10 protein-coding genes are annotated in these 13,562 nt (G+C 59.8%); 6 read left to right on the top strand and 4 right to left on the bottom strand.

What is annotated here, in order from left to right; all coding sequences use genetic code 11:
- Nucleotides 1-31: 31 nt before the first annotated feature.
- From argS to MTP37_RS10160, 6 genes are all read left to right on the top strand, one after another.
- Complete coding sequence (gene argS, locus MTP37_RS10185; protein ID WP_249237177.1) at nucleotides 32-1,846, top strand: arginine--tRNA ligase; 1,815 nt, start codon at nucleotides 32-34, stop codon at nucleotides 1,844-1,846.
- 233 nt (nucleotides 1,847-2,079) lie between these two features.
- A complete protein-coding gene (dusB, locus tag MTP37_RS10180) occupies nucleotides 2,080-3,099 on the top strand; it encodes a tRNA dihydrouridine synthase DusB (RefSeq protein WP_249237176.1) in 1,020 nt (339 codons plus the stop codon).
- A 46-nt stretch (nucleotides 3,100-3,145) separates the two neighbouring features.
- On the top strand, nucleotides 3,146-5,533 hold the full coding sequence (locus tag MTP37_RS10175; protein ID WP_249237175.1) for a YfhO family protein: 2,388 nt from the start codon (nucleotides 3,146-3,148) through the stop codon (nucleotides 5,531-5,533).
- A gap of 457 nt (nucleotides 5,534-5,990) precedes the next feature.
- The gene (locus tag MTP37_RS10170; RefSeq protein ID WP_249237174.1) at nucleotides 5,991-7,073 is read left to right on the top strand and encodes an ABC transporter substrate-binding protein; all 1,083 of its coding nucleotides are present in this window, start codon (nucleotides 5,991-5,993) and stop codon (nucleotides 7,071-7,073) included.
- A gap of 466 nt (nucleotides 7,074-7,539) precedes the next feature.
- Nucleotides 7,540-8,481: an ABC transporter permease gene (locus MTP37_RS10165; protein ID WP_249237173.1), complete on the top strand. Its 942-nt coding sequence runs from the start codon at nucleotides 7,540-7,542 to the stop codon at nucleotides 8,479-8,481.
- 7 nt (nucleotides 8,482-8,488) lie between these two features.
- Entirely contained in the window at nucleotides 8,489-9,301 is an 813-nt protein-coding gene (locus MTP37_RS10160; RefSeq protein ID WP_316543652.1) for an ABC transporter ATP-binding protein, read from the top strand.
- Nucleotides 9,302-9,448: 147 nt separating this feature from the next.
- Here the strand turns inward: MTP37_RS10160 and MTP37_RS10155 are convergent, their stop codons facing one another.
- The 4 genes from MTP37_RS10155 to metG all read right to left on the bottom strand — a co-directional run bounded on the left by MTP37_RS10155 (nucleotide 9,449) and on the right by metG (nucleotide 13,544).
- A complete protein-coding gene (locus MTP37_RS10155; RefSeq protein WP_005944505.1) occupies nucleotides 9,449-9,682 on the bottom strand; it encodes a hypothetical protein in 234 nt (77 codons plus the stop codon).
- Nucleotides 9,683-9,771: 89 nt separating this feature from the next.
- Nucleotides 9,772-10,587: a TatD family hydrolase gene (locus MTP37_RS10150; RefSeq protein WP_249237171.1), complete on the bottom strand. Its 816-nt coding sequence runs from the start codon at nucleotides 10,585-10,587 to the stop codon at nucleotides 9,772-9,774.
- Nucleotides 10,584-11,543 carry a DMT family transporter gene (locus MTP37_RS10145; RefSeq protein ID WP_249237170.1) on the bottom strand — a complete coding sequence of 320 codons (960 nt, stop codon included), beginning with the start codon at nucleotides 11,541-11,543 and terminating at the stop codon, nucleotides 10,584-10,586. The genes MTP37_RS10150 and MTP37_RS10145 overlap by 4 nt, the downstream gene beginning before the upstream one ends.
- A gap of 3 nt (nucleotides 11,544-11,546) precedes the next feature.
- Nucleotides 11,547-13,544 (bottom strand): methionine--tRNA ligase, encoded by a 1,998-nt coding sequence (gene metG, locus MTP37_RS10140; protein WP_249237169.1) that lies wholly within the window; start codon nucleotides 13,542-13,544, stop codon nucleotides 11,547-11,549.
- Nucleotides 13,545-13,562: the final 18 nt, after the last annotated feature.

Here is a 13,562-nt window from a genome sequence, read left to right as displayed (position 1 = left end):
GTTCCCCCAGACTGTGAAAGGAATCAGACCAATGACTGAATTTGAAAAGACCTACCAGAACTACAACCCCCGTCAGGCTGCGCTGGATGAGGCCCGCGCTCTGCTGACTGCCGCCGCCAAGGCCGCTATGGCCGATGGTGCTCTGCCGGAAGCCGATCTGCCCGCCTTCATCGTGGAGATCCCCGCCGACGTGAAGAACGGCGACATCGCCTCCAACATCGCCATGGCCGGTGCCCGCAGCTGGCGCAAGGCCCCCCGGATGATCGCGGACGCCCTGCTGGCGCACCTGCCCTCCATGGAAAACAGCGTGTTTGCCAAGGTGGAAGTGGCCGGCCCCGGCTTCATCAACCTGTTCCTGTCCCAGAGCTTCTGGGCCGGCGTGGTGCTGGGTGCCTGCGCCAACAGGGAGTATGGCCGCACCGACCACGGCAAGGGTGCCAAGTACAACGTGGAGTTCGTTTCCGCCAACCCCACCGGCCCCATGCACATGGGCAATGCCCGCGGCGGCGCTCTGGGCGACTGTCTGGCTGCTGTGCTGGACTGGTCCGGCTACGATGTGACCCGCGAGTTCTATATCAACGATGCCGGCAACCAGATCCAGAAGTTCGGCAAGAGTCTTGCAGTGCGCTACCTGCAGAAGTATTGCGGCGAGGAGACCTTCCCTCTGCCCGCCGAGTGCTATCAGGGCGGCGACATCAAGGTGCTGGCCGGTGAGTTTGCCGACATCAACGGCGACAAGTACGTTGCCGCCTGCTCCGGGCTGAGCGAGGAGGCTCTGTTCGAGAGCGAAGCCTTTGCCCAGCTGAAGGACGCACTGGTGGCCTATGCCCTGCCCAAGAACATTGCCGCCCTGAAGCGTGATCTGGGCAAGTACCGCATCGACTACGATGTGTGGTTCCACGAGAGCACTCTGCACGAGTCCGGCGCGGTCATGGCCGTGGTGGATAAGCTGCTGGAGCTGGGCGCATGCTATAAGGCAGAGGACGGTGCCATCATGTACCGCAGCGCCCAGTACGCCGCCAAGTACGGCACCGTGAACAAGAAAAAGACCGAGGACGGCACCGAGGAGGAAGCCAAGGACGAAGTGCTGGTCCGTGCCAACGGCATCCCCACCTACTTTGCCGCCGATATCGCCTACCACTACAACAAGCTGGCCACCCGTGGCTTTGCCAAGGCCATCGACGTCTGGGGCGCAGACCATCATGGCCATGTGGCCCGCATGAAGGGTGCCATGGACGCCATCGGCCTGCATGGCGAGGATCTGGACGTGGTACTGATGCAGATGGTCAACCTGATGCGGGACGGTCAGCCTGTCCGGATGTCCAAGCGCACCGGCAACGCCATCACCCTGACCGACCTGCTGGAAGAGGTGCCCATCGACAGCGCACGCTTCCTGTTCAATATGCACGATGCAGGCAGCGGCATCGACTTTGACCTGGATCAGGCCGTCAAGACCGACAACGACAACCCGGTGTACTATGTGCAGTATGCCCATGCCCGCATCTGCTCCATCCTGAAAAAGATGGAGAGCGAAGGCGTGCAGTTTGCCGGTGCCGAGAAGGTGGACGCCACCCTGCTTACCGAGCCTTCCGAGATGGATCTGATCCGGATGCTGGCAGCCTTCCCGCAGGAGATCGTCATGGCGGCAGAAAAGTACGACCCCAGCCGCATCAACCGCTTTGTCATTGATCTGGCCAGTGCCTTCCACCGCTTCTATGGCAACTGCCGCATTCAGGGCGCAGACCCCGCTGTGCAGCAGGCACGTCTGGCCCTGTGCATCGGCGTCAAGAATGTCATCTTCAACGTGCTGACCATGTTCAAGATCAACGTGCCCGAGAAGATGTAACATAAAACCATGGGGGCTGTTGCACAGCATTTGGCGCAACAGCCCCTTTTTACGGTGTATGGATGGAAAGCAACTGCCTCTTTCCGTCACGCTCCCTCCCGTGAAAATGCGTTTGGAGCGCTCCGCAGAGCGCGACAAACGCGAAATAAAAATAATCTTTCCTCTGAACATGCGCAGAGCAACGCGGAGCGCATTCAAAATCGTTTACCCCAAAACAGATACAAGGAGAACCCATGGAACCTTTGAAGATCGGCAATATCATCCTGCCCCACCGGGCGGTGTTCGGCCCGATGGCAGGCTTTACGGATGCACCCTGCCGCCGCCTGATGGCCCAGCACGGTGCGGGCTTTACGGTGAGCGAAATGGTGTCCAGCCGGGCGCTTGTTTACGGCGACCACAAGACGGTCAGCATGCTGAAGGCCGAGCCCAACGGCGCGCCCTACGGCGTGCAGATCTTTGGCGAAGTGCCCGAGATCATGGGCGAAGCCACCGCTGCCATGGAGCAGTACGAATTCGATTTTGTGGATATCAATATGGGTTGCCCGGCCCCCAAGATCGTTTCCGGCGGCGCAGGCAGCAAGCTGATGCTGGACCCGGACCGCTGCGGGCGCATCGTGGAGCAGGTTGTGGCCCACACAAAACGGCCTGTCACCGTCAAAATGCGCAAGGGCTGGGATGCCGACCACATCACTGCCGTGGAGTGTGCCAAGGCCTGTGAGCAGGCCGGTGCGGCCCTCATTGCGGTGCACGCCCGTACCCGGGAGCAGATGTATGCCCCCGGCATCGACCCGGAGATCATCGCCCGGGTGAAGGATGCCGTCAGGGTGCCGGTGCTGGGCAACGGCGACATCCATTCGGCAGAGGATGCGGTGAGGATGATGCAGGCCACCGGCTGCGACGGCGTGATGATCGCCCGGGGCGCACTGGGCGACCCGTGGCTCTTCGAGCGGGTGAATGCGGCCATCGAGGGCCTGCCTGCCCCCAAAGAGCCGAACCTGCAGGCCCGCATGAATGCGCTGCGCCGTCAGGTGGAAGAGATGGTGGAGCAGAAGGGCGAGTTTGTGGCCATGCCGCAGGCCCGCTCCCAGACCATGCACTATATGAAGGGGCTGAAGGGGGCGGCCAATCTGCGCCGCTATTGCTGCACCCTGACCCATCTGGAAGATCTGGATGAGCTGATCGACGCCGTGTTTGAAGAGCAGCGCAAGGCCGGGCTGGACCCGGACGACGTGCGCGAGGTGCCGTTCCCGTAAAAATTTGAGCTTTTTGCCCCGCAGGGGGCAGAGAAAAGAGGAAACCATGGAATGGTCTGATACTGCCCGGCAGCCGCGTCTGCTGGAACAAAAAAAGGATAAATTCTGGCTGACAGTGGGCCTGTGCGCTCTGACGGCGGCGCTGTTCTTTCTGCCGTTCTATCTCATCGACGGCGGTTTTTTCCACTACGCCGGCGATTTCAACAGCCAGCAGATCAGCTTTTACCGCTATATGAACGGCTTCGTCAAGGGTGCCGGCTATCCGGACAGTGCATTCACCACGGTGCGCAACACCTTTTCGTGGGCCACCGACCTTGGCAGCGGCGTCATGAACGCCTACTCGTTCTACCTGTACGGTTCGCCGTTCTTCTGGTTCTCGCTGCTCTTCCCGCAGAAGTGGCTGCCCTACCTGATGGTGCCGCTTCTGGTGCTCAAGTTTGCCGTGGCGGGTGGCGGTGCGTATCTGTATCTGCGCCGCTACGTCAAAAACATCGACTACGCTGTGCTGGGAGCGGTGCTGTATGCCTTCTCCGGCTTTACGGTGTACAACGTGTTCTTCAACCACTTTGTGGATGTGGTGGCGCTGTTCCCGTACCTGCTGTGGTCGCTGGACGAGGCCCTTTACAATGACCGCCGCAGCTGGTTTGCATTCTGGGTGGCGGTGAACCTTGTCAATAACTACTTTTTCTTCATCGGTCAGGTGGTGTTTTTAGCCATCTACTTTATCTGCAAGCTCAGCGCAGGAGACTTCCGGCTGACGGCAAAAAAGTTCGGGCTGCTGGCCTTTGAAAGTGTTCTGGGCGTTGCCATGGGCAGCATCCTGCTGGTGCCTGCGGTGCTCTCCATTTTGAAGAACCCGCGCACCATCGACCTTTCCTCCGGATGGGGCTTTTTGACCTACAGCAAGGTGCAGCAGTACCTTGCCATTCTGGTCAGCTGGATCATGCCGCCGGATTCGCCCTACCTCACCTCCATCTGGTCAGAGGGCGTCATCAAGTGGACCAGTATGTCGGCCTATCTGCCGCTGTGCAGCCTGGCCGGTGCTGCGGCCTACTGGCAGGCAAAGCACGGCGACAGCAAAAAGCGCATCGTGGGCACCTGTGCGGTGTTCGCGCTGGTCCCCATTCTGAACAGTGCGTTCTATGCCCTCAACTCCAGCTACTATGCACGCTGGTACTATATGCCGGTGCTGGTGTTGGCCGCGATGACCGTCAATGCGATGGAGGATCACAACACCGATCTGGACAGCCCCGCCCGGGGCATCAGCTGGCTGATGATCGCCACGGTGGCCTTTGCGGTGGTACCGGTAAAGGACAGCGACACGGGCAGCTGGTCCCTCGGCGTGCTCAAGAACCCCGGTCAGTACTGCGCGGTGCTGGGCTTTGGACTGCTGGGCTTGCTGCTGTACCGCTATCTCTGCCAGAAGTGGCGGGCTGACCGCCGCTTTGCCCAGCGCATGACGGCGGCGGTGCTGGTATTTGCCTTTCTGTTCAGCGTGGTGCACATCGGCATTGGCAAGTTCGGCCAGTGGTATACCGACAGCGACCTTGTGGAGCAGGACACGAATGCTCTGCTGTTGAAAAACGACCTGCCCGAGGGCGACTACCGCATCGACACCTACAAGATCCACGATAACATCGGCATGTGGCTGGATAAGGGCTGTCTGCAGTATTTCGGCAGCACCGCCGCGCCCAGCATCCTCAGCTTCTACCCGGCGCTGGGGGTCAAGCGGGATGTGCGCAGCGAACCGGAGCTTTCCAACTATGCACTGCGGGGTCTGCTGAGCGTGGAATACCTCATCACTACGCCGGAAAAGCAGAACGACTTTGAGAACGAAGCCGATGCGGGCTGGGAGCATGCCTTTACAAAGGACGGCTACGCGGTGTACCGCAACACGAACTATGTGCCCATGGGCTTTACCTACGACTGCTACCTTACCGAGAGCGAGTATGAGGAGACCACCAAGACCACGCGCGCAAACCTCCTGATGCGCGCACTGGTGCTCCGGGATGAGGATGCTGCGGTCTATGGCCAATACCTCACCCATCTGCCGGAGGGCAGACGGGAGGAGCTGTACTATGAGTCCTACGTGCAGGACTGCCGCGAGCGCCGCGCCACAGCCGCCAGCGTGTTCCAGATGAACAATTCCGGCTTCCATGCGCAGATCACGCTGGAAAAAGAGAACCTTGTGTTCTTCTCGGTGCCCTATGATGACGGCTTTACCGCCTATGTCAACGGGCAGGAAACAGACATCCTGCAGGTGGACGAGGGCCTGATGGCCGTGCTGTGCCCGGCAGGGGAAAACAGCATCAATTTTGTCTATCAGCCCGACGGCATCCGGCTGAGCCGCCCGCTGACCTTGGGCGGCATCGCGGTGTGGCTGGTGTACACGGCCTGCTTTGTCTGGCGCAGACGCCGCACAAAGCGGAGCTGACACAGGGAAGAATGACTTTGTGCCGCAGAAAAAAGAAATTTTTGCAATTTCCTCTTGACTTTATGCCGATAAAGTGTATAATGCAATCAAACCGATGAGGCGGAAGAGAACCTGCACAGCGCATCTTCAGTGAGCCCGGACAGTGAGAACGGGCGAGAGCGGGGCAGAGTTTCGTGGGCCGCCGAGGGCCGGGCAAACGGGCAGCAAGCCTTAGTAGCTTTGGACGGAAGTCTCCGTTACAGGACAGGGGAGTGTTGGCTCTCCGTGAGAGGCTCTGCGTCTGGAAAGCAGGGCAAGCAAGGTGGCACCGCAGAATCGAATTTTACCGATCCTGTCCTTGTGGATGAACACACAGGGACAGGGTCGTTTTTTATTGCAAAGACCCGTCCCGCAAGGGGAGCGGGTCTTTTTATTTAAAATTTATGGGCCGCCCGCTCCGGGAAAGGAGCTTACTATTATGAAAAACGTTACCATGATCTCCCGCCGCAGCTTCCTCAAGGCCGCTATGGCTGCTTCCGCCGTTTCCGCACTGGCGCTGACCGGCTGCGGCGGCGCTGCTTCCAGCACCGTGACTGCATCTTCCACCGCTTCTTCCGCTGCCGAGGGCGGTCAGACTTTCAAGGTGGGCATCGTCAACTACGTGGATCATGCTTCCCTGAACCAGATCGTGGAATCTGTGGAGAGCCGTCTGGATGAGCTGGGCGCTGAGAAGGGCGTTACCTTTGACTACGCCGACTACTACGCAAATGCACAGGCTGACCAGTCCAACCTGAACCAGATCGGTGCCGACCTCGTAGGTGACGGCGTGGATGTGATCGTGGCTGTGGCTACCCCCACCGCCGCAACCATGCTGGCTGCTGTGGAGGATACCGATATCCCCGTTGTCTACTCTGCCGTTACCGACCCCGCCGCTGCAGGCTTTGACGGCGAGGAGAACATCACCGGCACCTCCGACGCACTGAACACCGAGGCCATCATGAAGCTGATCACTGCCGTCAACCCGGACATTGACACCATCGGCCTGCTGTACGATCTGAGTCAGGATGCCTCCACCCAGGCCATTGCAGACGCAAAGGCCTTCTGCGACGCCAACGGCATCAAGTACATTGAGAAGAACGGCACCACCACCGCCGAGGTGCAGATGGCTGCCGAGGCCCTGATCGCTTCCGGCGTCAAGGCCGTGTTCACCCCCACCGACAACACCGTGATGACCGCAGAGCTGTCCATCTACGAGACCTTCATCGAGGCAGGCGTCCAGCACTACACCGGTGCTGACAGCTTTGCACTGAACGGTGCGTTCGTGGGCTACGGCGTGGATTACGTCCAGCTGGGCGAAGCCACTGCCGATATGGTGGCGGAGCTGCTGTGCGAGGGCAAGACCACCGCAGACCTGCCGTACCAGACCTTTGACAACGGCATCGTCACCATCAACACCGAGACCTGCGAAGCACTGGGTCTGGACCTCGACACCGTGAAGGAAGCCTTCAAGCCCTACTGCACCGAGATCGTGGAAGTGACCACGGCAGAGAACTTCTCTTAAAAAAGAACCCTCTCAGTCAAAACCTGACGGTTTTGCCAGCTCCCCCGAAAGGGGGAGCTTTTGGCGGTTCTGAGGAAAGCGGTCTGCTGCACAAGGTCAGCATCCTTGCCCTCTCAGCCATCGCTGCGTGATGCCAGATTCCCCCTTTTGTCGCTGCGCGACATCTGTTCCTCTCTTTGTCACCTGTGGTGACATTTCTCCCCGGCGCGGGGAGAATCTGTCCCGGCCGGGGGAAGTCTTTCCTCAAAGGGAGAGCCCTTGGCATAGCGGGAAAGTTTCCGATTCAAGTGCAAAGTGTCGAGCCCGCTTCCCTTTACGACCCCACTTGTGAAAATGGAATACCGGAGCGTCCGCAGACGCTCCGGTATTCCGAAATAAAAAACTGATTCCTTAAATTATGGCCAGAGCGCAAGCGGAGGCCATTTCAAATCGTCCATTCAAAAAGAAATATAAAAGGAGCACACACATGCTGGCGAGTATCTTTTCGCTCAACGTCCTACAGACGGCGCTGGAACTGGGCTGTATCTATGCCCTTGTGGCGCTGGCACTGTTCCTGAGCTATTCCATCCTGAACATTGCAGACCTGTCCACCGACGGCTGCTTCACACTGGGCTGCGCGGTAGCCTGTCAGGTGGCTTTGACCGGCCACCCCATTCTGGCACTTGTTGCAGCCATGGCGGCAGGTGTGTGCTCCGGCTTTGTCACGGCCTTTTTGCAGACCCGGCTTGGCGTGGAGAGCATCATGGCAGGCATCATCGTCAACACCGGCCTTTACACCATCAATCTGGCCGTGATGGGCTTTTCCTCCACCATGTCGCTGGTCAAGACCGACACTGTTTTCTCGCTGGCAAAAGGCCCGCTGAGCTTCCTTGGCGGCTGGTATAAGCTGGCCATCGCGCTGGTCATCATCGTGCTTGCAGGCGCGACGATGCTGGGCTTCCTCGGCACCCGGCTGGGCCTGTCCATCCGCGCCACCGGTGACAACGCTGCCATGGTGCGTGCTTCCAGTATCAACCCGGCCTTCACCATCACGGTGGGCCTGTGCGTTTCCGGCGCATTGTGCGCCCTCTCCGGCGGCCTGCTGGCGCAGTATCAGAAGAGCTGCGATATCAATGTGGGCACCGGCATGGTGACCATCGCACTGGCTTCCCTCATCATCGGCGAGACATTGCTCGGCAAGCGCACCATGCCGCGCCGCATCATCGGCGTGGTGTTCGGCAGCTGCCTGTACCGCTTTATCGTGGCTGTGGCGCTGCGCTTCAATGTGCCCGCCGCCGCCATGAAGCTGGTGTCTGCCATCATCGTGGCCATCGCCATTTCGATGCCGGCCATCAAGGAAAAAATCGCCTTTGAGCAGCGCAAGCATGGGGCCTGCCGCCGCGTGATCACCGGCAAGGAGGGAAAGTAAGATGGAAATGCTTCAGCTGAACGATCTGCACAAGACCTTCAACCCCGGCACGGTCAATGAAAAAGTTGCCCTGAACGGCGTCAGTCTGCACATGGAAGCCGGGGACTTTGCCACCATCGTGGGCTCCAACGGCGCGGGCAAATCCACCCTGTTCAACGCCATCACCGGCGGCTTCATCGCGGATGAGGGCAGCATCCTGCTGGGTGGACAGGATATCACCTTTGAGCCGGAGCACCAGCGCAGCAAGGTCATCGGCCACCTGTTTCAGGATCCGCTCAAGGGCACCGCACCCAACATGACCATTGAGGAAAACCTTGCGCTGGCCTATCTGCGTGCCGGCACTGCGCCCCACGCCATCTTCTCCCGCATCTCCCGCAAGGACAAGGAAGTGTTCCGCGAAAAGCTGGCGCTGCTGGATATGGGCCTTGAGGATCGGATGAAGCAGCCGGTGGGACTGCTTTCCGGCGGTCAGCGGCAGGCGCTGACCCTGCTCATGGCAACGCTGGTCACCCCCAAGCTGCTGCTGCTGGACGAGCACACCGCAGCGCTGGACCCCGCCACCGCCGAAAAGGTGCTGGAGCTGACCAGGAGCATCGTGGCCGAAAAGAAGATCACCTGCCTGATGGTCACCCACAACATGCATCAGGCATTGGAGCTGGGCAACCGCACCCTGATGATGGATTCCGGCCGCATCGTCTTTGACGTGAAGGGCGAGGAACGCAGCCGGATGACCGTGGACGGCCTGCTTGAAAAGTTCCGCGAGAATGCCGGCAAGAATCTGGACAATGACCGCATCCTGCTGAGTAAAGTGGAAAAGTGACCCAAACAGCAAAGCACAGCCCCGACAGACCATGCAGTCTGCCGGGGCTGTATTTTTGCGGGAGCACACCGCAGGAGAAAAAGCGGCCCCCTGAAACAGCAAATCCCCCCTGCGCAGATGCACAGAGGGGATTTTGAATATCAGAAATTACTGAACGTATTCGACCGTGTACTCGAAGCCGTACTCTTCCTGCAGCTTCTTCACCTCGGCCTCGCAGTCCTCGATGAAGGTGGGGGCGTAGACAGAAGCGCCATTGTGGGCCTTCTTGTAGTCCTCAACGATCTGCTGCAGCTTTGCCCAGCCCTCGTTGGCCTTGTTCTGGTCGATGCTGTCGGGGAAGTTGATGATGAACTCGCGGTGCTTAGGAATACGTGCTTTCATGGTAGGTTCTCCTTATAACAGTTTGGATTTTGATTGTTGATTTATACAGAAGCACAGAGAAAAAACTGTGCAACTTGCAAAAAAACGGATCACAGCCCGTATACCCGGCGGGCATTTTCGGCTGTGGTGCGGAACACCTCTTCGGCAGAGATGCCCCGCAGCTGGGCGATATACTCGCCCACATAGCGGATGAGGGAGCTGTCACAGCGGGTGCCGCGCACCGGCTCCGGTGCCATGTAGGGGCAGTCGGTCTCCAGCACGATGCTTTCCAGCGGCAGGGCGCTGATGGCTTTTGCCGCCCGCTTGGCACCCTTGAAGGTGCACGCCCCGCCAAAACCGATGAACAGTCCCTGTTTTGCCAGCCACACCGCGTCGTCGGCACTGCCGGAATAGCAGTGGACGATGCCCTTGGGCTGGTATTTTTTGAGCAGGGCGTAAACATCGGCGTGCGCATTGCGGTCGTGCACGATGATGGGTTTGTCCAGCTCCAGCGCCAGCCGGATGTGTGCCTCAAACATGGCCAGCTGGGCGTCCTTGGGCACAGGCCAGTGGTAGTCCAGCCCGCACTCCCCCACTGCCACCACCTTGGGGTCGGCATAATAGGGCATCAGGGCACGCATCTCGGCGGCCCAGTTGCCGCCATAGACCGAGACCGTAGGAGCCGGGCCTTCCTCGCCGCAGTCGGCGGCGGGCAGCAGGCTTTCCGGATGGATGCCAACGGCGGCCACCACCCACGGGTAGCGGTGCGCCAGCTCCAGCACCCGGGGTGCATCCCCGGAGTGGGTGGCCTGTTCACACACGCCCACCACGCCTTTACCGGGCAGGCTGTCCAGCAGGGGATAGCGGTCGGCGTCAAAGGCGCGGGCACTGTAGTGCGCGTGGGTGTCAAAAATGGGGCCGGTCATTTGCCCTCCTTTTTGGCGGGGGCCTTGTTCACCAGCCAGATGCCCACACACACGAACACCAGCGCCGCCAGATACTGCCAGCGGAACAGGGGTTCGCCGTTGAGCACGGCGCTCAGCAGCACGTTGACCACCGGGTTCACAAAGCCAAAGATGGCAATGCGGCTGACCGGGTTGTTCTTCATCAACAGGGCCCACAGCACATAGCCTGCCCCGCAGATGAAGGCCAGATACAGCATGACCACCACCGCCAGTGCGCTCTGCACATGGAGACTGCCGCCCATGACCACGCCCAGCACAAACAGTGCCAGACCGCCCACGAACAGGTTGATGAAGCAGACGGCAAAGCTGTCTGCTTTTTTGGTCACGGATTTGTTCCACGGGCCGGACAGGGTAAAGATGACGGTGGCCGTCATCATGCAGAACACGCCCCAGCCGCTGCCGCTGCCGTGGTTGCCCAGCGTGCCGATGAGCACGCCCGCAAAGCCGATGACACAGCCCAGTGTTTTGGCGGAGGTCATGCGGTCGGCGTTGCCGTAGATGAAGTGGGCAAAGATAACGCCCAGAAAGCTCTGGGTGCTGTTCAGGATGCCGCCAAAGGCACCGGTGAGCATGGCAACAGCGATATAATAGAAGGCGTACTGAAACGTGGTCTGCCACAGGCCCAGCGCACAGCACTCTGCCGCGACCTTGCCCCGGGGCAGGCGGGGGATCCGGCTTTGCAGCAGCACACTGCCCAGCAGGACCAGAAAGCTGCCCAGCATGAACCGCACACCGGCAAAGCAGAAAATGGACGCGGTGTTGCTGGTCTCAATGGAGAACAGCCGGTAGCCCAGCTTGATGAACGGGAACGCCGAGCCCCACAGCACATTGCAGAAGATGGCCAGCAGCACGGCGAACACCGGCGTGCCGAAGATCTTATCCAGCCATTCCGCGCGGGAAAGCTTTACAGTTTCCATGGCTCAGTGGATGCGGCTGCCTACGGGGGTGTCGTCGCCGTAGAAAGCGATAGAGCAGCCGCCGTCGGCGGTATCAGCAGCAAAGATCATGCCCTCGCTGACGTACTTGCCCTTCATCATGGGGCGAGGTGCCAGATTGCACACAATGCCGATCTTTTTGCCGATCAGGTCTTCCGGCTTGAACCACTTTGCAATGCCGGAAAGGATGCAGCGCTCCCGCTCGCCGTCAAACATGGTCAGGTGCAGCAGCTTCTTGCTCTCCTTCAGGTTCTCGCAGGCGCGCACCTCGGCCACGCGCAGCTCCACCTTGCAGAAGGTGTCAAAGTCGATCTCTTCCTCGTGGGTAAAGTCCACGGTGCTCTCCTCGGCAGGGGCGGCAGCCTTCTTCTCTGCTTCTGCCTTGGCCTTGTTGGCAGCTTCGGCAGCGGCCTTGCGCTTCTCGTCCTCTTCTTTCAGATGGGCGATCTCCTTTGCCACGTCGATGCGAGGGAACAGTGCTTCGCCCTTGTGCACAGTGTAGGTCTCCTGTGCGCCGTAGGTGGTCTTGCTCAGATCCAAAGCAGAAGCGTCCAGACCCAGCTGCTCCATCATCTTGGGGGCAGTGGTGGGCAGGTAGGCGTTCAGCAGGATGCCGCACACGCGCAGTGCCTCGCACAGGTGGTACAGCACGCTCTCCAGACGGGCCTTGTTGGCCTCATCCTTGGCCAGTGCCCAGGGAGCGGTCTCGTCGATGTACTTGTTGGCACGCTGGATCACCGCAAAGATCTCCATCAGAGCCTGCGGGATGGTCAGGCTGTCCATGTCGGCCGTGACCTTGGCGGTCAGCTCGTTGACCATGGTCTCCAGCTCGGTGTCGATGGCCTCGGTGCCGGCAACGTTATGCACGGTGCCGCCGAAGTACTTCTCGCACATGGCGACCGTGCGGCTGAGCAGGTTGCCCAGGTCGTTTGCAAGGTCGCTGTTGATGCGGTTGATCAGAGCTTCATTGGTGAACATGCCATCGTTGCCGAAGGGGATCTCACGCAGCAGGAAGTAGCGGATGGAGTCCACGCCGTAGCGGTCGCACAGGATCACAGGGTCCACCACATTGCCCACGGACTTGGACATCTTGCCGCCGTTCATCAGCAGCCAGCCGTGGCCGAACACCCGCTTGGGCAGAGGCAGATCCAGAGCCATCAGCATGGCAGGCCACAGGATGGTGTGGAAGCGCAGAATCTCCTTGCCCACCATGTGCAGGTCGGCGGGCCAGAACTTGTCATAGTCGTGATATTTTTCGTTGCCGTAGCCCAGCGCGGAGATATAGTTGCTCAGGGCGTCCACCCACACATACATGGTGTGCTTGGGGTCGAAGGGCACCGGGATGCCCCACTTGACCGAGGTACGGGACACGCAGGTATCCTGCAGGCCCTGCTTGATGAAGGCAATCATCTCGTTCTTGCGGCTCTCGGGCTGGATGAACTGGGGGTTCTCCTCGTAGAGCTTCAGCAGGCGGTCGGCATACTTGCTGGTCTTGAAGAAGTAGGCTTCCTCGTGGGCGTCGTAGACCTCACGGCCGCAGTCCGGGCACTTGCCGTCCACCAGCTGGCTGTCGGTCCAGAAGCTCTCGCAGGGCTTGCAGTAGTGGCCGATGTACTCGCCCTTGTAGATGTCACCCTGCTCGTACAGCTTGGTAAAGATCTTCTGGCAGGACTCCATATGGTAGTCGTCGGTGGTGCGGATGAAGCGGTCGTAGCTGACGTCCAGCAGCTTCCACAGATCCTTGACGGTGGCTACGATCTTGTCCACATACTCCTTGGGGGTCACGCCGGCATCGGCGGCCTTGTCCTGGATCTTCTGGCCGTGCTCGTCGGTGCCGGTCAGGAACATGACGTCATAGCCCTGCATCCGCTTGAAGCGTGCCAGTGCGTCGCAGGCGACAGTGGTATAGCTGTGGCCGATGTGCAGCTTGTCGCTGGGGTAGTAGATGGGAGTGGTGATGTAGAATGTCTTGTGCTCACTCATAGGTTGATACTCTTCCTT

This window comes from Faecalibacterium sp. HTF-F, from assembly GCF_023347535.1.
Lineage (GTDB): Bacteria > Bacillota > Clostridia > Oscillospirales > Ruminococcaceae > Faecalibacterium > Faecalibacterium wellingii.
This window is presented reverse-complemented; position numbering and strand designations above follow the sequence as displayed.